We start from the raw sequence: 20,125 nt of genomic DNA on the forward strand, positions 1-20,125 counted from the left end.
ATGTTTTGAAGCGTGAATCTTACGAACGGTTGCCTCATGCTAAATGTTTAACAAACGAGCCTTCCCCCAAAGACTTCATTTGCGTATTATTATACTTATCCTATTCAAAAACTCAACAAATTAGCACTTCTCAGTATCATAATGCCCATATTTCTTTGCTTTTAATCATTTCCGCCATCTTCCGTTTCTTGACCATTTGTTTTATTTTGTAACCGTTGTTCTACATATTTTCCAATGATCCAAAACAAGGAGATCCCAACCCCCACGATAATTGTTTTCACCGGATTTTGTGCAAACGACACAATACTATCCCCAACAAAGGAAATGGTAAAAATCATTACTGTTTTTCCTAATAACACTGCCAGTACAAACTGTTGAAACTTGATCTTTGATAAGCCTGCAACAATATTAATGACTGCAGATGGTGAAAAAGGAAAACACATTAATAAAAATAAAGGACCAAACCCATGTCGTTCTAGCCATGCAGTTACACGTCTCACTTGTTTATTTTTTCGGATCCAACGAAAAAAACGTTTTTGCCCTAACCTTCTAATAATCCAAAATACACAAATCGCCCCCGCACTTGCTCCAATCCATGACAAAAGAAAACCCTCTAGTAAACCATATGCTGCTGCATTGGTCATTACAAAGACTACTAATGGCAAAAAAGGTAAAAATGCCTCAATCAACGGAAGCAACACACCCGGTAATGGCCCCAAGCTTTCATATGTTCGTAACAATTGTTCAATTAAATCATCAAAACGATTATGTTCAATTAACTCTCTAATTTCATCTATATCAATATTTTCTAAATTTTGCAGATTAAATATATACATCTATTTCCATACCCCTCATAAATAACCGACATATGACTATATATATATCTTTCCTAATTATATTTTAAAGTAAACAATCTAAAATTCCTAGAAATCAATTTTTTTAAGCAGATTTGGTAAAGTTCATATTCGAGCTTCTCGCCAAATCTTTATTAGATTAGTGCAAAAATAATGCTGTAAAAAAATTTTACACTTTCGCGGCTGATTCATGGTTTTAAATTTGCTCAGTCTACCCTGATAAGGCAGCTCTCGACAGTTACGAGACCTAATCTTTCCTCAAACTGTCGTGACAACGCCTCTCTCGACAGTTCGAACTCTTAATTCTGCTGTCCCCATTACATCCAATTCAGATGAGGGAAGGTACCTCATCTAAAACTTACGTCGGAGTTTATATTTATCACGACAAAAACAACAATATGAAAAAAATTTAAGTATTAATTGTTTTCAAATGGCATATACTTAGGGTACAATAGAACAAACGTTCGTGTTAGGAGGGGGAACATGCGTTATCTCAGCGAAAAAGAATTTGAGTTAGCATCACGTTTTTTATTCCTTTCCATGGCAATTGTGGTGATTCAGCAAGACATACAAAGCATCCAGAAAGGAACTACTTTTAAAATTAATGAGCCATATATCGAACTTTTAAAGCGGATGGAACAGAAAGCACTAACGGAACGTCAAGAGTTGCGTAAGCATATGGCAGACCAACAGTTACAAGTCGTATCACTAAATAAGAATGACTCTTTCTCTTCTTATCTATTTATTTGTAAGGGAAGAGAGGAAAAGCGAAATTACTTTAATCCCGCCATCCGTAAAAAGGTAGAAAACATCATAAGTGACCTTATGCCTAAAGCACTAGCAACATCAACTACAGAATAATCTTTATCATGTCTGAATACAAAAATAGAGCGCTTATTCATGCGCTCTATTCCCATTCTTCTACTAATTTTTTATCATCTTCATTTAATTGATCTAACAGTTCATTTAACTGTTCCTCATGTCCAACGCGGTCAAGTAATTCATCGAGCTTATATGTTTTATTATTTAATTCAACCACCGTATCACCATTTTCTTGTTGAATCAAAAAGTCGTCATCTAGTAATTGTTCAACTAAAAATGGTTTAACATTTTCCTCCAAAACTTCTGTTCCAATACCCGCTAAACTTTTTCCTTTATCCACCACTTCTTGGGATTCAAAGTCAAAAAAAACAACCATAACCAGTCCTATCACTGCAACTACCATTACAAGGCGAAGCAATGATTTTACTAAGCCAATAATAAAAAAAATGCCAATAGCAGCTATAGCTAAACTAACAAAAGAATGATCGCCTAAGAAATTTACCAGTGTATCCACAACTCTGCTCCTTTCTTGATCGTCTCCTTTATGTAGACTTCATTTTGTTAGTTTGCTTCGTTTGTGCCAGTTTTAAACAAAAAAATTGATCTCTCCCGCCTTAACTACTCCAATACATGATTTAAGATAAACGAAAAAGCGATCGTAGTCATAATAAACAGTTTACAAACTCAAGAATTCGGTCTTTTACTTCATTTTAGTGAAAAAAATCACAAAAAAATCATTAATTAGATTCTGCAACCATATCCGCATTATTGGTTTGCATTAAATACTTGATCCGTTTGTCAAGTAAATAACGATATTGAGCCGTTCGTTGAATTTGATTTAACAAAGAACCGTGAGAAATAGCTAAGACAATGGACTGTCCATTTTTAAACGTAATTTGAGTCGATTGGCTTCGTAACTTTTTAATTTGATCAATATGGGAATGAGCAACCCAGGAGCAATTTGCGTTTTGAGGCGATGATGTAGGAAAAAAATACATTCCACTTGAAGGATCAATACAGATAGGGACTTTATTAGAAAAGTTACACATATCCTTCACTCCGTCTTGTCTACCTTTTAAACTACTACCGAAAAATTTACATGCGAGATCCATTACTTTACTTGGAGACTTCTTAATATAATAATATTCACGATCTTCTAAAAGCTGTGTCACATACCTACCATCTATCTTATTGGATATTAAAGCAAGTGTATTTGGAGTCACTTCATACATTGAAAAATTTTCATTTACCATCTTCATCATCCCTTCAATTTAGGTAAAAACGTCATAATCCAGCCTTGCACATAAAAAATATTTACTATCACATAATGAAAGCAAAAGACCTATTATAAATGTATCAAAAAACCATTTTTTTTTATATAAAACGATGATTATTCCAAAAATTTGTCACAATTCGCCCTATCCGTAGATTAAATTTGGTATAATTATAATAAGAAAATATAATCATGTTCTACTTAGCTACTGATATCCTCACGAACCTTCACATTTATGAATTTAATAAAAGAACAGAAAGGAGGGTTAGTATGTGGGGGAAACTACTTTCTAAAAAAAAGAAACCAGAAAAAAAAGCACATTGTCCCATCAAAGACGTCTCCTTATCTGAACTAAAACAAGCGATACGTGAATACAGTTCTCAACTACCAAATGACATTCCGTTAAGTGTTCTAATCAACGATGATTTAAGTATTAATTATCAGTTATTATCTCCTATACTAAAAGCAATCCCAGAAAAAGACTATTACATGTCTCGTGAAACATATGAAGTGTTTGAAGAACAAGATTATCAACTCGCTATTGAGCTAGACAGAGTTCAAAAAGCAGTAGATCAATATGTTGAACAAAAAGGGGAATTACCCGTTATTTATGGCGACCCATATAAAAAGGTTAGCTTTCATAAGTTAGAACAACTCCAATTAATCGACGAACGACCAAAATATGAATTTTATATTACAGACGACGAATATTTAATTACCTATAAAAAACCTTCTTAACTACAAAGTTGTTCGCAAGCCTAATGACCTTTAATCAAATAAAGAAAAGTGGCTAGCGTTTACGTGTAAACACTAGCCACTTTTCTTTGTTGAACTTTAACAGGCGGTGACAACCACTTGTTTCTCATTAGTTAACTTTTTCTGTTTATCACGGACTGAATGGTGTCTTTTTTTCACGTTTTTCAATCTCATCTTTCACCATTTCAATCCTATCTTTCATTGGTGGATGACTAAAACGAAATGCCTTTACCCAAAAGACTGGATCAATATCGCCCTTCGACTGTTTCGCCATTCGTTGATAGCCTTCGATTGCTGGTTCCAAGTTTGCGGTATGTTCAATTGCATAGGCATCAGCGGATAATTCAATTTGTCTTGACACATACATTGAGACTGGTTGTGACAAAGTGAGCAGTAGCGAAAGTATGAGCAACAAGATAGGCACTGCCCGTAAATCATGAATGGAATGAAACTTCTGTTGAAATCGCTTTGTTTGCGTAATCCGTTTATAAATCTGTGCTGCTATAAACAACAATACAAAGCTCAATACTAGATAGCCCACTACCCCAAGGTATACATGATGTTTAACATAATGACCTATTTCATGTGCCAATATAAATAGAATTTCCTCTTGTTCCATCCCTTCTAATGTTGTATCCCACATAACAATCCGTGCATTCCCCATGATACCTGTCACATAAGCATTAAATGTTGTTACTTTTTCACTCATATTTACCTGTAGTAATGTTGCATCCTCTAATCCCACCGAGGTAGTAAAATCTTCAATAGCAGTTCGTAACGGCCCTTCTTCCATTTCTGTGAAATCTTCATACAATGGATCAATCCAAACTGGTTGAATATAGACGACAAATAATGCAATTGGTAAAGCCAATAGCCAGACAACGAACCACCACATTCGCTTAAATTTTGCAAGAATCATACGTCCTAGATAAATTCCAATCGAAAGAACGATCCAATAAAATAACAAATCCAACCCCATTTCAAACAACCAATCGTTTGCAGGTTGGTGGCTGGTACCTTCACTGTGCGTGATTCGGAACCAGAGCAGGTTAAATGGAAATCGAATTAGCCCGTAGAAAAATACTAACAAAAAGGCATAACAAGCTGTTCTGATCCATTCCCACTTGGTGAATTTTTCGATAAACCTCACCCAACGAGACGACCAGTCTTGTTTAATCAGAGCATAGAGAAGGATCCACTCCAATGGAAGTTTTGAAAAGTAAACGGCATGTGCAAGTGCCCCATAATTGGAATCCGCCAATGTTTCCAACGGATAAAAGTAGATGAAATAACCCCAAATAATGACAAGATAAATGAAATAAGAAATAATCACCTTTTTCATAGCACCCCTCCTTATGTACATTTTCTTACTCTTTTATGACGTATTTGCTGTATTATGTGACATAACGTTGCTTTCTTTCGCTCTGATTGAAACGAGTGTTGAATTCTCGCTACGGCAGAATACTACGCTTTCCACGGTAGAGTAGAGAACTGATTTCAAAGGGATAGTTTACACTATCTCTTTTACTTTCAGCTCCCCCTCATCAAACCGTTAACGGCTTGCTAGGCACGCGGCACGGCTTCAGCTAACTCAGAAAAAGATCGCTTCTGAGTGGATCTTCAGCTCGTGCTGTTCCCGTAGGAGTCTACGTATTCTGCCTTCGCTGGTATAATTTTTCTGATTAGTAATAGATGAAATACTTTATAAAAATAACAAATAACGGATCTAACGCAAGATTGTGTTACAACATGCCAACATAAAAAGCACATTTTATGATTTGTTATAAGCAATGTACTATAAAGCTTCAAAGTACTACAAAAAGCGGAGGAAATACACGGAGACTCCCGTGGGACTAGTGGCATCGGTGAGACCCCGCAATGAGGGACGAATGAGGAGGCTCACCAGCCCCCCACAGGAAAGCGTAGTGTATTTCCGCAGCGGCGACTTTTAGCACTCTTTCTTTAGAGGAAGCTGCAACGTTATGTCACATAATATAGCTTATATGCAAGTGAAAAACAGTCATTAAACATAAGAAATCTCCTTCAAAAAGCAATCCCTTGCCAGGAATAGCAAGGGATTATGTATATGTTCATATTTAAAGTATTAACTTTTATATCCTGATTAATAAAGCAATTGCACAAAATCTTCTTTTGATATTTTACCTAGATAATGAGGAACATCAATATCACTTAACGCATCATCAATTGCTTGACGTTCATAACGAATGCCTGTCAGTGCTTGTTCAATAATACTGACATCTCCAATCCCAAAGAAGTCCCCAAAAATCTTACAGTTTTCAATCATTCCTTTATTAACGTCCAATCGCACATCCACTAGACCGGCATCAAATTTATGGGATTGTTTAACATTAAACTTAGGTGATTTACCAAAATTCCAATCCCATTTTTGGTAGCGTTCTTTTGATAGCTGATGGATGTTTTCCCAATCTTGTTCCGTTAATTTATACTGGGGTACGTCACCTGCATCTTCCACATCAAAGATTGAACGTAAAATATAATCTTTAAATTCCGCCATCGTCATTTTTTCATCCATGAAGTCGATAATGTTTCCGACACGACTACGAATCGATTTGATTCCTTTTGATTTAATTTTCTCTTTATTCACATTTAATGCTGACACGACATGTTCAATTTCCGAATCAAACATTAATGTACCGTGACTAAACATACGGCCACGTGTAGTAAATTGAGCATTCCCTGAGATTTTCTTTCCATCAGCAGCTAGATCATTTCGTCCACTTAATTCAGCTGGAACCCCCAATTTATTCAAAGCATCCACAACTGGTTGTGTGAACTTAGCAAAATTTTGGAAACTTTTCCCATCATCTTTCGTAATAAAACTGAAATTCAAGTTTCCTTGGTCATGGTAAACAGCACCACCACCAGATAATCGACGAACAACATGAATTCCTTGTTCTTCTACATAGTCTGTATTAATTTCTTCTACAGAATTTTGGTTTTTTCCGATTATAATAGATGGTTCGTTAATATAAAATAACAAATAAGTATCTTCTTCACCAAAGTTATTTAAAATATATTCCTCTATCGCTAAATTAATGCGTGGATCTGTGATGCCTTCATTACTAATAAACTTCACGCTTGTTACACTCCTTTTATGTTCACGAAAATATATACAATAAATTTAACAACCCAACTTTTATTATAAAAGAAACAGAATTGAATGGCAATTTATGGCTACCTATTTCCTATTCTGCATGACCAAATGACAACCCCTCATGTGCTAAATGAATGTTACCTGTAAAGTATTTCTTTGCTTGTGTTTCAAGTAGATCACGATTGCCAAAATGTGGATGGTGGCTTAACACCAACTGTTTAACATTTGCTTTACTAGCTACTATCGCACCCTCTTTACTTGTCATGTGACCAGCTTTCGTACCATCTTGTTCTTCGTAAAAACTACAATCGGTAATCAACAAATCCGCATCCTGACTAAAGGCTACTAATTGTTCTGTATAACTAGTATCTGCTGTGTAAACAATGATTTTTTCCCCATCGGTAATCCGCATCGCGTAACAAGGAACAGGATGAGCTGTTTTTAAAAACGTTATCGTAAATGGGCCCAATTGTAATGGCTTTTGTGGATCGTAAGCAACCCCTTTTGTAAATCGGTGTGTTAATTTCGAGAAAGCTTCCCAGTCCTCGGAATGTCCATAAATTGGTAATACTTGTTCTGTGTTATGTAGTGTGTTTTGTACTAACCAACTGTATTGCAACACACCGAGGTCTGCGACATGATCATTATGATAATGGGATAATACTACCGCATTTAAATCCATCACATCTTTAAACCGTTGTAATCGAGATAATGCACCACTACCACAGTCTAACAAGCAAGTAAATCCATTCTTTTCCAATAAATACGTTGATGTTGCACTTTCTGGTTCAGGGTAAGCCCCCCAGTAACCAATGATCGTAATTTTCATACTTTCACTCCTTTTTAAACTTTTTACTTTGTTATATTACAGGGTGTTGATTTTAAATGTTTGTTGTAATACAATAGAGATACACTAAAACAATATGGAGGTTTTCAAAATGATTAATGTTCTTGAATTTTTCCGAAATCTACCACGAAAAAAGTGTTCCAAGTGCGGTGAAGAAATAAACGAGAAAGCGGACTGTTACCACAATATTTGTGACAACTGCGATCACCCAGCCCTATAAAATATGAACTCATCTCTAATCATTTATCTCTGGCAGCTTTTTCTATAAAAGCTGTTTTTTTTGTATTATAACAGAAAACGATAGACTGAGATAAATAGGAACAAGTGAAAGATTAGCTAATAAGCGTTAAAAAACGTATAATAGAAATGAAACAGTTTACATATTTAATATACATGTTTATTAGTGAAATGATACACAAGGAGATGAAACCATGTTTCATGATGTAAGTCTCGAGCAAGTATTAAAGTGGAGACAACAGCAACGATTAACATTTATTGATGTTCGTTCACCTTCTGAATTCAATCACTCAACTATCCCAGGTAGTATCAATATACCAGTTTTTACGGATGAAGAACGAGCAGAAGTCGGCACTATTTATAAACAGGTTAGCCAACAGGCTGCCAAAGATCGCGGGCTTGAAATTTTTTCAGCAAAATTACCTGTTTTTGTAAAGCAATTCGCAGCCATCGAGCAACCAATTATCACTTACTGTTGGCGTGGGGGAATGCGAAGCAAATCTGCTGCCACTATGGTTGAATTAATGGGTATTCCTGTTTACCGACTTGAAGGTGGCATCAGAAGCTATCGACAGTGGGTAGTGAATATGCTGGAATCCTACCAAATGAAGCAAACAACTTATGCGCTTAACGGATATACCGGAACTGGAAAGACTATGATTCTACACCAATTAGCACAGCAAGACTATCCTGTGATTGATTTAGAAGGAATTGCAGCACACCGTGGATCGATTTTTGGTCAAATTGGTCTTGAACCAAATAATCAAACAACATTTGATTATTTGCTTCTTGAAGATTTATTACGTTTACAATCCTCTGATTTTATCTTGATCGAGGCAGAAAGTAGACGAATTGGAAAAGTGCTTTTACCCGATTTCCTGTTAGAAAAGAAGCAAAATGGAATCCAAATTTTCATTGATATACCAATAGAAGAACGAGTTTTAAATATTCTTGAAGACTATCAACCATGGAAATATTATCAGGAGTTTTTGGAAGCATTTCGAATGATTAAACGCCGGATCCACACACCGATTGCGAAACAAATAGAGAAAGACTTAATAGCTGAGAATTATACTTCAGCATTCCACTTGTTACTAGAGTATTATTATGATCCAATGTATGAGTATTCACGTAGACAGTATCCTGAAGGACGCAGTTATACGATTTATGCTAGTAATGTGCAAGAAGCAACTTGGAAGTTGAAAACATTGCTTGAAACGACATCTGCAAAGCAAATGCAGGGTTAAGCTTATATATGAAATAACGGAATAAGGATCCGCTTCGATGTTTGGTGCGTTTCCTCATTCCGTTATTTTACAAAAAACACCTTTTTTGGCTTTGTTTCGGTTCCTCATTCCGCTATTGGCTATTTTTCTAGTGATTTCGAACACTTTTCACCCTAATAGCGAACTCACGAACCGCTTCCTTCCTATTTCAGGCACATTTTTACCAATTAGCGGAACCACGAACCCCTTCACCTTTCGAAACGGTCCCTCATTCCGTTATTGGTTGAATTCACTCGTTTTCATTGCTTATTTCACACAAAAAAGCCCATGTGCACACTCATCACATAGGCTATTTTTTATATTATTTTTTCCACGCATCTAATACAACATCAGCCAATGTTTCAATAAATTTAGGCTCTGCATTCGGCATTGGTGGACGATAGTAGTTAGCACCAAGTTCTTCACATACGACTTTACACTCATAGTCATTGTCGTAAAGAACTTCTAGGTGATCTGCTACAAACCCGACCGGCGCATAAATAAAGGAACGATACCCTTCCTTTTCATATAAATCCCTTGTCAGATCCTGCACGTCAGGTCCTAGCCATGGATCAGGCGTGTTTCCTTCACTTTGCCAACCTAGGGCAACATTTTTTATCCCAGTTGCTTCAGAAATAAGGTCAGCTGTTTTTTTCAATTGGTCTGGATATGGGTCACCATCTTTAAGAATCTTCTCCGGTAGACTGTGTGCTGAAACGACTAGACATGCTTTTTCTTGTTCTTGCTCGTCCATTTTTGCATATTCCCCTTTAATCGCTTCTGCCCAATAGTCAATAAACCCTGGTGCATCGTACCAACTTTCTACAGAAGTAATCGTTGGTTTGCCTTGCTTGTCCGCTTCTGCTTGAGCACGACCATTATAGGATTTAACACTAAATGTTGAGTAGTGTGGTGCTAATACTAGGGATACCGCTTCTTCAATGCCATCTTCTGCCATTTGTTTCACAGCATCTTCAATAAATGGTTCAATATGCTTTAAGCCTAAGTAATGAACAAATTCCACGTCGTCTTGCACACTGTTCAATTTATCTTCTAGCGCATTTGCTTGTTGTTGGGTGATCTTGGCTAACGGCGAAATCCCACCAATTGCTTTATATCGATCGGTTAGATCTTCGAGCATCTCTGGTGTAGGTTTGTGTCCGTGTCGAATATCTGTATAGTATCGTTCAATATCTTCTTCTTTATATGGTGTGCCATATGCCATCACAAGTAAACCAACTTTTTTCTTTGCCATGTCCTACATCTCCTTTTAAATAGTTCGTGAGTAAGTATGAATCAATTCTGTTAACTTCTTCAATGTGGCTGGTTTTATTTCAGGGGTTACCCCATGACCTAAATTGAAGATATGACTAGGGTTTGCTCTACCTTCATCAAGGATCTCTTTTGTCCGTGCTTCAATCGTTTGCCAGTCCGATAGTAATATGGCCGGATCTAAGTTTCCTTGCAATGTTTTCGTGATCCCTTTATTTCTTGCTTCTTTAATTGATATTCTCCAATCAAGCCCGATCACATCGACAGGCAAATCATTCCACTCCATCATTAAATGACGCGCACCGACACCAAATAAAATGAGTGGTACTTCTTCTTTCTTCAATTCTGTGAAAATTCGATTCATCACTGGTTTAATATAATAGCGGTAATCTGCTGCATTTAAGGCGCCAACCCATGAATCAAAAATTTGAATCGCCTTGGCACCAGCGTTCACTTGTGCCCTTACATAGGTTATTGTCATATCCGCAAGCTTGTCCATTAACGCAAACCAGGTAGTCGGATCGCTGTACATCATTGCTTTTGTTTTATGATAATTTTTCGAAGGTCCACCTTCAATCATATAACTTGCTAATGTAAACGGTGCTCCACTAAATCCAATTAACGGCACATCTAATTGTTCCTCTGTGAGCAAACGAATCGTATCTAGCACATAAGGAACATCAGATTCTGGATCAATCGTACCGAGCTTTTCTACATCGCGTAAACTTTGAATCGGTTGATCAATAACAGGGCCAATCCCCGATTTAATCTCCACATCGACACCAATTGCCGGTAATGGGGACATAATGTCTTTATATAATATTGCTGCATCCACACCATAATGTTCGACTGGTAATCTTGTCACGTAGGCACAAAGTTCAGGCTGATGCGTAATTTCAAATAAAGAGTATTTTTCTTTCAACTCTCGATATTCTTTTTGCGACCTACCAGCTTGTCGCATATACCAAACAGGGGTATAATCTGTTTTCTCCCCTTTAAATGCTTTTAAAATCGTATCATTTATTATTTTGGACATGTCACTTCACCCTTTTATATGAGATCAATCCTATTAAAGACAACTGAAGTCATCTGAATCCAAATAACCAATCACTTGATTGATTACTTGGATCCTTAGACAACATTCGCCATTATTCTAACTATACTACTACTATACCGATATCATGCTCATCTGTATAGCAAATCAATCCAACTGTCACTAATTTGTAATTATTATTAATAAATATATATTTTAATATCATCTTGACCGAAAATCAAATGTTAAGGTTGCTTGGTTCGACCGCTTCCCTTGCTGCTTTGTTACTGGATCATATGGAACAACATAAAAGTTTGTATCCGAAAATAGTTTAACACGATCTACAGAAAACTTGCCAACACCTTCTACTTCTCCAATTTTTCGATCACCATTCTCAGTTACTTGATACACTTGATAAATAATGCGAGAATCTTCGGAAGCGGTCCATGTTAGCTCACCTTGAACCAGTGACACCCCACCTAGCTTCAATTGCGCTTGTAGGTCATTGATTTGTGGCAATCGAATCGGCTCGGGTAATTCCTTTACATCGCTTGGTCTTTCAAATTTATTAGCCAATGGCTGTTCCTTATTTAACTCGGACAAAATACTTTTCGTTAGCACTGTTGGAGCAACACTTCCTTTGGTTAAATAGTGGTCCTCATCAGAATGGTCATAACCCATCCATAAACTTGTGACATATTCTGGCGTTACCCCGACAAACCATGCATCTTTCACTTGTCCGTCCGCTTGAGGATGCTGAGTCGAACCCGTTTTTCCTGCTAAAGCTTGTTCAAACTCTCCCGCGCTTGCTGTGCCGCTGTCGACAACTGCCTCCAACATCCGCACCATATCCCAGGCAACTTGCGGAGAAAATACGTCCTGTTTTATAACATCTGGTGCAGCAATCACTTCATCATCTTTATCATAAATTTTGTCAATCGTAGAAGATTCCATCCATTCTCCGCCATGAATAAACGTCCGATAGCCTTCAACAAGTTGAACCGGTGTAACTCCTTGCTCGAGGCCACCTAATGCAATGGCTAATCCATTATCAGAAATTGGCATATTCATTTTCTCTAAATAAGATTTGCTCTCCTTCACACCAATTTGGTCTAACAACCAAACGGCCGGAACATTTTTCGATTGATTAATGGCGTCATACATCGTTACTTCACCGCTATAGCTTCCATCTACATTCGAGACAGTATAACCGTCATAGCTATGTTTTTCATCAGATAGTAAGCTATAGGCATGATAATTGTCTGCATGCATCAGTGCCGGCCCATAAACAGCTAATGGCTTGAAGGTCGAGCCAGGTTGTCTGGGGATAAGAGCGCGATGAAGGTTACCTGCTTGATAATCGCGCCCACCAAGCACTGCTTCTATCTGTGCCTTTTCTTGATTCATCAACACAAACGATCCTTGTACATCTTCTGTAGAACCATAGAAATAGGAACCATCTTGAAAGTTTTCATATGCAATCCGTTGCGCTTCTTGATTAAGATGGACGACAATCGTATAGCCACCTCTACGAAGTTCTGATCGTGTTAATTGAAACTTTTCCTCTGCTTCTCGTATTACTAGATCAATATAATCATCATTCCATGGATGATTACTAGATTGGGGCTGGTTAATTCCTAACGTTTTGCCTTGCATGGCAAGCATTTCCTCTGTTTCAATCATATCTAAACGTTCCATTTGTTGTAAGACTACATCCCGTCTTTGCTTGGCTTTTTCAGGGTTATTTAACGGGGAATACGTATTTGGTGCCTTTGATAATGCTGCCAACATCGCACCTTCAATTACGGTTAGTTCTTCAACAGGTTTATTAAAATAAAACTGTGCTGCAGCCCCTACCCCATAAACACCATGGGCAAAATAAATTTCATTTAAATATAATTCCAATATGTTATTTTTACTAAAATTTCGTTCTAAATAAATCGATGCCATGACTTCCTTCGTCTTACGCATCCATGTCTTATCATTGTGTAAAAATAGATTTTTTGCTAATTGCTGGGTAATCGTACTTCCACCTTCGACCTTTTGTCTAGCAATAATATCACGATACACTGCTCGCATGACCGAAGTAAAATCAACTCCAGCATGACTAAAGAAACGTTGATCCTCTATCGCCACAAAGGCATCTTCCACATGGTCAGGTATCTGTTCAATCGAGACAAGTTTTCGATTTTCTTCATAAAGTTCTGTTATCGTCGTACCGTCTTTGGTTACAATGGTGGTAGTTGCCGGTAAAATTAAATCTTTTTCATCAACAACAAACCGACCACCAAATAATATAATTAAATATCCGACTATTCCTAATAAGATCGTTATACTAACGACAATAATGGGCCATTTTAAACGTACCGTCCAACTAGGGATTTGATTGCGTATGTTCATGGTGTATCACCTCTATATGATCTACATGATTAAAAGTTTTTGTGTTATAGCCACGTAAAGCTAAGACACTTCTGATTTTGCTAAAACACAATATTATAATTATACGATAGTTTACTAGCAACATAAAGAAAGTAACGAAACTGTAATAGAATGTTTGCTGTTCTCATTGTTTTGTGCTATGGATAGTGTAAGACAATTTAAGATTAGGTGGAAGGATGGATAAAAATGAACGCTTATATGACAAGTGGCACACTAGATTTCTTAACAAAAATCTGCGAAAAACACCCTCGTCTTTCTTTTTATTTCATGCATGATCAAGACACCACCCATGCCTACTATGAAGATACGGTGAAAACCGTTTTTGCTACAGCAAGAGAATTTGAAATTATCGTAGCAACTGGTAAATTACAAGAGGATGGTTTCGTTGTGATGAATAACATTCCTGTTACCGATGAAGGAAAACCTATTTTTGAAAGCCAATTCAAACAACGAGCAGGTATGATCAACGATACACCAGGCTTTTATGCACTCCGGGTATTGCGACCATTTCACGGAAACACCTATATCGTGATGGTGCAATGGGATAATCAAGAAAGCTATGAAAAATGGAAGAATTCGGAAGCATTTGCTAAATCACATAAGAAGCCTAAAGACGCCAAGGCAAAACCACCTTATGCCGCCGGCCCTTCCTATGTGACTACTTATCAGATGGTTGATTTTGAAGAAGAAGAATAAGCTGAACTATCCCAATAATTATAAGAGCATAGAAAAACACTCAGAATAAGATGTCTCTGAGCGTTTTTCTATGTTAAAGTTCGTTCAATTAAACCAAAAACGTTACCCCAAAGACATTCTTTCTATTTTACATATCCATTTATAGTACTTTAAAACAATAAATAGTAGAAATGGATAACAAATTGCTGAATACCCTATTTTCCACCATCCATAATTGAAATATCCCCAAGGCTCTGGTAGTAACGTAATGCCTTCATATAGTAGGATTAAAATAGTCCAATAAAAAACATACAATAAACGTTTTGATAATGAAGCATAAAGTGGATACCAATTTAAAAATAGTATATTTACTGGTGGAATTAAGACAGTAACTGCAGGAAGTGTTAACCAATCAGCTTCCTTATAGAAATACCAATAACCTTGGTATTTTAAGTCAAGATAAAACTTTGCTTAACATTACCTTGTCAAAACGAGTGTTATTATTGTTGCAAGTTTTCTAACTTATTTACTATAGAGCTGTTAAAGCAAAATAATAAGCAGTCCACTCTATATGGACTGCTTATTTTTTGCTTTTATTATTTTATAAGCTTTTACCAAACTTGAAAAGTGATCCTACTCCTCTAGTACATTATCTTCAAAAAAAGCTTCAAACTCAGCTTGTCTTTCTAAGTCAGCACCTATTCCACCACGAATTCTTGCTGCTTCTTGTCCATCTTCAAAATGAACAATCGTTGGGGTTGCTTCAATTTGATACGTATTCCAAGCATCTTCAAATTCTAATACATTTAATTTTTTCAACTCAACCCCTAAATCGTCCGTCATTGGTACCACTTCAGGTGTCGTTTGTTGACAGTGTGGACATGTAGGATCATAAAAATAAACAGTTATCGCTTCTCCACTTGCAATTTTTTCATCGAGCTCATCAGGTAAAATTTGATTTTGATAATTCGGATCATCCAACTGGTCAATCGTAGCAGAATGTAAGGAATCTTTTCCATATGGATTTCCCTCAGATTGTTGCTGGTTTTGATAGTTGACAACAAAGCCAAGCGCCCCAAACAGTACGATCAATATAACTGCAAAAATAATCATTTTTTTCACTTCATTCGTCTCCTTTGCTGGAAAAGTAGTAACATATGCAATGTAAATATAATAATAAATGCCGTTAACGCCATCAATGGTATCGTAATGAAACCAAAGTAGTTCACATATTCTGTCGTACATGGTACAAGCCCACACGAATCGCCTGCGTTAGGAAATAGGTTTGTTTTCTGAATGAGATAGTGATATAAAGATACAAACACACCAATTCCACTCAGTATTAGACCTGGAAGAGACATATTCCAATCCTTTTTAACAAGGGAGACCCCATAAATAATCACTAACGGATACATGAGAATACGCTGATACCAACATAATTCACATGGAGTAAATCTCATCACCTCAGAAAAAAATAAGCTACCGAGCGTAGCAACAACACTTTGAGCCCAAATGACAAACATGATTTGTTCTTTCGTTTGTTTTGACATACAGCATACCTCTCTATTGTTCTTTAGCCTATACTTTGTTTAACACAAAATGAACTACTAGTCTAGTATTTAATATTAACCTTTTGTGCATAGTTGCTGTATTATACGACATAACTGCATATGTCTTCTATCCATCCTTAATAAGATGAGAGGTGATCGGCGCTGCGGAAATACACCTACGCTTAATTATAGTACTCTGAAGTTTTTTAATACTTGGCATGTTATAACACAACATTGCAGTAAATTCTTATTTTTTATTTGAAAAGTATTACATCTACCACTAATCAGAAAACTTATATCAGCGAAGGCAGAATACGGAGACTATGGGAACAGCACGAGCTGAAGATCCACTTGGTAAAGGAACGTAGGCTAAGATCTTCACGTCCTGTGACAACGCCTGCGTGACCAACATCCTGTTGGCCCGAGGCCGTGCCCATGGAAAGCGTAGTATTCTGCCGTAGCGATGGGATATCACTTATTTAAATCAGAATAGTTGAGAGTACAATCACGAAGGTTATGTCGTATAATATAGCTTCTACGCAACAACATTTCTTTTAAAAAGGCTTTTTATCAAGAGTGTAACTGATCGATATGATATACTGGTGAAAACAAATTTGGGAGAGGATTTCATTTGTGGACTGATTTAATCAACTTTATTGATCACCATTATGAGGAAATGGTTGACTTACGCAGATACTTACATCAACACCCAGAACTATCCTTTCAAGAGGAACACACAGCTAGATTAATTGCCGATACATATGAACAACTAGGAATACCTTACCAATCAAAAGTAGGAGGTAATGGTGTTGTTGCAACATTACAAGGAGGAAAACCCGGTAAAAAGATTGCCTTGAGAGCAGACTTCGACGCACTGCCAATTCAAGATGAAAAAGAGGTTCCATATAAATCAAAAGTAGATGGGGTGATGCATGCCTGTGCTCATGACGGCCATACAACAACCTTATTAACCGTTGCTAAAGCAATGAAACAATTCCAAGAACAGATTCCTGGAACAGTGGTCTTTGTTCATCAACATGCGGAAGAGTTAACTCCAGGTGGAGCAAAATCAATTGTAGAATCGGGTGTGCTAGACGATGTTGATGCGGTTTTTGGGACACATTTATGGACAAGTACGCCATACGGTCACGTCCAAACTGCACCAAAGGAATTTATGGCAGGAGCTGATCAGTTCTCCCTTACGATTAAAGGGAAAGGTGGACACGGCGCAATGCCGCATCAAACGAAGGATGCGATTGCCATTGGATCACAGCTAGTAGCTAACTTACAACAAATTGTTAGTCGTAGAGTGGATCCGCTTGGTACAGCGGTCATTACCATTGGCACATTTCATGCAGGATCGACCTTTAATATTATTGCTGATACCGCAACGATTACTGGAACCGTCCGTACCTTTGAACCAGCGCTTCAAGATTTTATCATTGGTGAGATGGAAAAAATTATTAAAGGAACATGTATCTCCTATGGTGCGGACTATGATTTTAACTACGTTAAAGGCTATCCGCCAGTGGTGAATCACCCTGATGAAGCCGCTCTTGTCCTGCAAGCAGCAAACCAAGTGGAAGATGTGGAGCGTGTTGAAGAAGTTGTACCAAGTATGACTGGGGAAGATTTCTCTTACTACTTACTTAAAAAACCTGGTGCTTTCTTCTTCACTGGTGCACAGAAACAAACAGATAATTACCCGCACCATCACCCTAAATTTGATATTGATGAACGGGCAATGGCTGTTGCTGCTAAAACATTTATTACAATCGTTAAAGAATACAACAATGAAACAAGTTGTTAAGATTTAACGAAACGAAACGATACGAACGTACAGTGAAACTATAATCAGTGGGGTTTTTGCTCATTCTCCACTGATTGTTTGCTGAACTAATCGTGTGAAAAAATATTACTCCTGCCTAATCATCTCGGTATGATTTCATGCTTTAAAATGGGAGCCTTACAGATAGTTTATCGGGATCAAATATACATCATTTCGTTCAAGCAATTTAACTGGAATCTGTCAAAGTCCCTCTTACGTTTTATAGTTTATGCTACAAGTTACACAAACACTTCTTTTTCACTGCATATTATTCATTATTTCTTGGTTCATATTAATAGGAGCTTCACTGATTTTCCTACTTTTTTTCGGACCTATAAGAGTAGCCGTTATACCAACTATTCCGTAAAGGATGAATGTGGCAGCATATCCCCAAGTACTAATAAACATTCCAGCTAGCGATGCGCCTATCACTTGCCCCATTGCCAAAAGCAAAAATGGAATACCTATACCTAATGATGCATTCGTAATAAAGACACGAATTCCCCACACAAGCAGCACTCCGGTCAAAAATATATAAGAACTACCGAACAGCCCAGCCGATACGTAAGACAAGAACCAACTTCCAGATGTAATAGAAAGAATAATGGATGCTGAGGCAATTGACAAACTTCCTAATTTATAAGTAAAAGATAGCCCCCACCTGTCAATTAAAGAGCCAGAAAAGCCTCCTAACACACCAAAGAGCCCAATGACAACCCAAAATCCAGAAAGTTGCCACTCACTATAATTACCGACTACTTCAATAAAGGATCTAGAAAATGTCCAAAAAGGAGCTGTGGAGATACCTAAAATTAGTGATGCCAAAATTAGTGGGACCGACCCTTTTATACCTCTTATTGAAAGATTCCCTTTATCAAATTGCACGTTGGAATTCATCCCATCTCTTGGAATTGCTCGAAAATTCCACACCAATACCAAAAATGTCAAGACAGCATAAATCAAATAGGTCATTCTCCAATCACTTGTTAAAAAATGTGCTCCAACACCAGACAAGACGATACCAAAACTTGTTCCAGAATTAATCCATGTATTTGCCTTCCCTTGTTTCGTTTCTTTTATCCAAAGGGCTATCGCTGCGCCATAAGGCGGAGATACCAATCCCGTGCTCCCACCAGCCAATAACACTCCTAACGCAAGTATCCACACATTTGGAGTACTACTCATTAACAGCAAGCCAACAGAAGCTGACAATCCGGCTAGGAGGATCATACTTCTTGGTCCTTCTTTAGTAGTGATTACAGTGGATACAATGATCGTGATGCAATAAGCTAAATAAAATAATGAAGAAATCATCCCTGAAACCGTCTCGGACATTTGAAGTGATTGATTGATGTCAGGAAGAAGCAAGCCAAAACTAAACCTCGCCAATCCATAAGTAACAGCAATTAGACTAACCCCTGGCAAAACTATTTTAGAAAATTTCATGATTTTTTCCCTCCTGACCGTTAAATTATATAGAACGACCTTTCTATTTTATCTGTAAAAAAATTACGATGTATGTTGGACAATTGTCCGCGCCATCGCAATAGAGTATTCCGTTGCCTTCTCTGCACCGATCAATGTCGTCATGGAAGTAGTTCCTTCCAGCAACAATGTAAATTGATTAGCCAAGTTTAATTCGTTATCTTTCCCTTTCCTTTGAGCTAATAATTGAAAATAGGTAAGCAATTTAGCTTTATGTCCTCTAGCAATGTTTTCAATTTCATTATCCGTACCTGCATAATCTTCAATCGCTCTTAAAAACATATCGCCTTTGTAAGATTGTTCTTTTAACCAACGGCCATGAGCTTCGACAGCAAGGATGAAAGGGGAATCTGAATCCATTTCTACATGGGAATCCAAATAGGACCAATAGCGTTCTTCCCGCTGCTTCAGCACCTCTTCGACCAAATTATCTTTGGAAGAAAAATGATTATAAAGCGTCATTGTTGCTACATTTGCTTCACTGATAATTTGCTTCAATCCAACCCCACGAAATCCATGCTCATAAAACAACTGTTCCGCTACTTCTAGTAATGTATCTTTTTTCTTAGAACGACTCATATAAAATTACTTCTCCTTAATTATATAGAACACTCTTTATATCTATTTTCAGAGTATCAATTTAGTGCTTCTGC

Annotated in this window: 19 protein-coding genes; 6 read left to right on the forward strand and 13 right to left on the reverse strand. The window is 37.2% G+C overall.

Annotated elements, in window-relative coordinates; translation table 11 throughout:
- Positions 1-161: 161 nt before the first annotated feature.
- Positions 162-836 (reverse strand): TVP38/TMEM64 family protein, encoded by a 675-nt coding sequence (locus FCI53_RS14380; protein WP_138419749.1) that lies wholly within the window; start codon positions 834-836, stop codon positions 162-164.
- A 501-nt stretch (positions 837-1,337) separates the two neighbouring features.
- On the opposite strand from FCI53_RS14380, the gene FCI53_RS14385 reads away from it, so the two are divergent.
- A complete protein-coding gene (locus FCI53_RS14385; protein WP_138419750.1) occupies positions 1,338-1,715 on the forward strand; it encodes a YhjD family protein in 378 nt (125 codons plus the stop codon).
- Positions 1,716-1,761: 46 nt separating this feature from the next.
- On the opposite strand, the gene FCI53_RS14390 is transcribed toward FCI53_RS14385, so the two are convergent.
- Positions 1,762-2,190, reverse strand: coding sequence for a hypothetical protein (locus tag FCI53_RS14390; RefSeq protein ID WP_138419751.1), 429 nt, complete (start codon positions 2,188-2,190; stop codon positions 1,762-1,764).
- 223 nt (positions 2,191-2,413) lie between these two features.
- The gene (locus FCI53_RS14395) at positions 2,414-2,929 is read right to left on the reverse strand and encodes a competence protein ComK (RefSeq protein ID WP_138419752.1); all 516 of its coding nucleotides are present in this window, start codon (positions 2,927-2,929) and stop codon (positions 2,414-2,416) included.
- Positions 2,930-3,219: 290 nt separating this feature from the next.
- On the opposite strand from FCI53_RS14395, the gene FCI53_RS14400 reads away from it, so the two are divergent.
- Entirely contained in the window at positions 3,220-3,687 is a 468-nt protein-coding gene (locus tag FCI53_RS14400; RefSeq protein WP_138419753.1) for a DUF3939 domain-containing protein, read from the forward strand.
- 148 nt (positions 3,688-3,835) lie between these two features.
- Here FCI53_RS14400 and FCI53_RS14405 read toward each other — a convergent pair whose 3' ends face one another.
- The 3 genes from FCI53_RS14405 to FCI53_RS14415 all read right to left on the reverse strand — a co-directional run bounded on the left by FCI53_RS14405 (position 3,836) and on the right by FCI53_RS14415 (position 7,670).
- The gene (locus FCI53_RS14405; protein ID WP_171038194.1) at positions 3,836-5,047 is read right to left on the reverse strand and encodes a M48 family metalloprotease; all 1,212 of its coding nucleotides are present in this window, start codon (positions 5,045-5,047) and stop codon (positions 3,836-3,838) included.
- 780 nt (positions 5,048-5,827) lie between these two features.
- Entirely contained in the window at positions 5,828-6,823 is a 996-nt protein-coding gene (gene lplA, locus FCI53_RS14410; protein WP_138419755.1) for a lipoate--protein ligase, read from the reverse strand.
- 109 nt (positions 6,824-6,932) lie between these two features.
- Positions 6,933-7,670: an MBL fold metallo-hydrolase gene (locus tag FCI53_RS14415; RefSeq protein WP_138419756.1), complete on the reverse strand. Its 738-nt coding sequence runs from the start codon at positions 7,668-7,670 to the stop codon at positions 6,933-6,935.
- Positions 7,671-7,779: 109 nt separating this feature from the next.
- On the opposite strand from FCI53_RS14415, the gene yhfH reads away from it, so the two are divergent.
- Positions 7,780-7,908 (forward strand): protein YhfH, encoded by a 129-nt coding sequence (gene yhfH / locus FCI53_RS14420; RefSeq protein ID WP_138419757.1) that lies wholly within the window; start codon positions 7,780-7,782, stop codon positions 7,906-7,908.
- A gap of 211 nt (positions 7,909-8,119) precedes the next feature.
- Positions 8,120-9,172, forward strand: coding sequence for a tRNA 2-selenouridine(34) synthase MnmH (mnmH, locus tag FCI53_RS14425; RefSeq protein ID WP_138419758.1), 1,053 nt, complete (start codon positions 8,120-8,122; stop codon positions 9,170-9,172).
- A 340-nt stretch (positions 9,173-9,512) separates the two neighbouring features.
- Here the strand turns inward: mnmH and hemH are convergent, their stop codons facing one another.
- The 3 genes from hemH to FCI53_RS14440 form a co-directional block, all read right to left on the reverse strand.
- Entirely contained in the window at positions 9,513-10,445 is a 933-nt protein-coding gene (gene hemH, locus FCI53_RS14430) for a ferrochelatase (protein WP_138419759.1), read from the reverse strand.
- A gap of 15 nt (positions 10,446-10,460) precedes the next feature.
- Positions 10,461-11,498, reverse strand: coding sequence for a uroporphyrinogen decarboxylase (gene hemE / locus FCI53_RS14435; RefSeq protein WP_138419760.1), 1,038 nt, complete (start codon positions 11,496-11,498; stop codon positions 10,461-10,463).
- 219 nt (positions 11,499-11,717) lie between these two features.
- Complete coding sequence (locus FCI53_RS14440) at positions 11,718-13,895, reverse strand: transglycosylase domain-containing protein (RefSeq protein ID WP_138419761.1); 2,178 nt, start codon at positions 13,893-13,895, stop codon at positions 11,718-11,720.
- 225 nt (positions 13,896-14,120) lie between these two features.
- Here FCI53_RS14440 and FCI53_RS14445 point away from each other — a divergent pair, with 225 nt between their 5' ends.
- Positions 14,121-14,630, forward strand: coding sequence for an antibiotic biosynthesis monooxygenase family protein (locus FCI53_RS14445; RefSeq protein WP_138419762.1), 510 nt, complete (start codon positions 14,121-14,123; stop codon positions 14,628-14,630).
- A gap of 612 nt (positions 14,631-15,242) precedes the next feature.
- Here the strand turns inward: FCI53_RS14445 and FCI53_RS14450 are convergent.
- Positions 15,243-15,731, reverse strand: a complete 489-nt coding sequence (locus tag FCI53_RS14450) for a thioredoxin family protein (RefSeq protein ID WP_138419763.1) — start codon at positions 15,729-15,731, stop codon at positions 15,243-15,245.
- Positions 15,728-16,159, reverse strand: a complete 432-nt coding sequence (locus tag FCI53_RS14455; RefSeq protein WP_138419764.1) for a disulfide oxidoreductase — start codon at positions 16,157-16,159, stop codon at positions 15,728-15,730. The genes FCI53_RS14450 and FCI53_RS14455 overlap by 4 nt, the downstream gene beginning before the upstream one ends.
- Positions 16,160-16,790: 631 nt before the next feature.
- Here FCI53_RS14455 and FCI53_RS14460 point away from each other — a divergent pair.
- On the forward strand, positions 16,791-17,969 hold the full coding sequence (locus tag FCI53_RS14460) for a M20 metallopeptidase family protein (protein WP_138419765.1): 1,179 nt from the start codon (positions 16,791-16,793) through the stop codon (positions 17,967-17,969).
- Positions 17,970-18,245: 276 nt separating this feature from the next.
- Here the strand turns inward: FCI53_RS14460 and FCI53_RS14465 are convergent, their stop codons facing one another.
- A complete protein-coding gene (locus FCI53_RS14465; RefSeq protein WP_138419766.1) occupies positions 18,246-19,433 on the reverse strand; it encodes an MFS transporter in 1,188 nt (395 codons plus the stop codon).
- Between the two features lie 63 nt (positions 19,434-19,496).
- Complete coding sequence (locus tag FCI53_RS14470; protein ID WP_138419767.1) at positions 19,497-20,051, reverse strand: TetR/AcrR family transcriptional regulator; 555 nt, start codon at positions 20,049-20,051, stop codon at positions 19,497-19,499.
- Positions 20,052-20,125 lie beyond the last annotated feature (74 nt).

Origin of the sequence: Aquibacillus sediminis (assembly GCF_005870085.1) — a bacterium.
Classification (GTDB): domain Bacteria; phylum Bacillota; class Bacilli; order Bacillales; family Amphibacillaceae; genus Aquibacillus_E; species Aquibacillus_E sediminis.

Excerpts from the sequence above, each read along its gene's own strand:
- FCI53_RS14380 (WP_138419749.1), bottom strand. The coding sequence starts at position 836 with ATGTATATATTTAATCTGCAAAATTTAGAAAATATTGATATAGATGAA.
- hemH (WP_138419759.1), bottom strand. The coding sequence starts at position 10,445 with ATGGCAAAGAAAAAAGTTGGTTTACTTGTGATGGCATATGGCACACCA.
- FCI53_RS14385 (WP_138419750.1), top strand. The coding sequence starts at position 1,338 with ATGCGTTATCTCAGCGAAAAAGAATTTGAGTTAGCATCACGTTTTTTA.
- FCI53_RS14415 (WP_138419756.1), bottom strand. The coding sequence starts at position 7,670 with ATGAAAATTACGATCATTGGTTACTGGGGGGCTTACCCTGAACCAGAA.
- FCI53_RS14470 (WP_138419767.1), bottom strand. The coding sequence starts at position 20,051 with ATGAGTCGTTCTAAGAAAAAAGATACATTACTAGAAGTAGCGGAACAG.
- FCI53_RS14440 (WP_138419761.1), bottom strand. The coding sequence starts at position 13,895 with ATGAACATACGCAATCAAATCCCTAGTTGGACGGTACGTTTAAAATGG.
- yhfH (WP_138419757.1), top strand. The coding sequence starts at position 7,780 with ATGATTAATGTTCTTGAATTTTTCCGAAATCTACCACGAAAAAAGTGT.
- mnmH (WP_138419758.1), top strand. The coding sequence starts at position 8,120 with ATGTTTCATGATGTAAGTCTCGAGCAAGTATTAAAGTGGAGACAACAG.
- FCI53_RS14405 (WP_171038194.1), bottom strand. The coding sequence starts at position 5,047 with ATGAAAAAGGTGATTATTTCTTATTTCATTTATCTTGTCATTATTTGG.
- FCI53_RS14395 (WP_138419752.1), bottom strand. The coding sequence starts at position 2,929 with ATGGTAAATGAAAATTTTTCAATGTATGAAGTGACTCCAAATACACTT.
- hemE (WP_138419760.1), bottom strand. The coding sequence starts at position 11,498 with ATGTCCAAAATAATAAATGATACGATTTTAAAAGCATTTAAAGGGGAG.
- FCI53_RS14445 (WP_138419762.1), top strand. The coding sequence starts at position 14,121 with ATGAACGCTTATATGACAAGTGGCACACTAGATTTCTTAACAAAAATC.
- FCI53_RS14400 (WP_138419753.1), top strand. The coding sequence starts at position 3,220 with ATGTGGGGGAAACTACTTTCTAAAAAAAAGAAACCAGAAAAAAAAGCA.
- FCI53_RS14465 (WP_138419766.1), bottom strand. The coding sequence starts at position 19,433 with ATGAAATTTTCTAAAATAGTTTTGCCAGGGGTTAGTCTAATTGCTGTT.
- FCI53_RS14455 (WP_138419764.1), bottom strand. The coding sequence starts at position 16,159 with ATGTCAAAACAAACGAAAGAACAAATCATGTTTGTCATTTGGGCTCAA.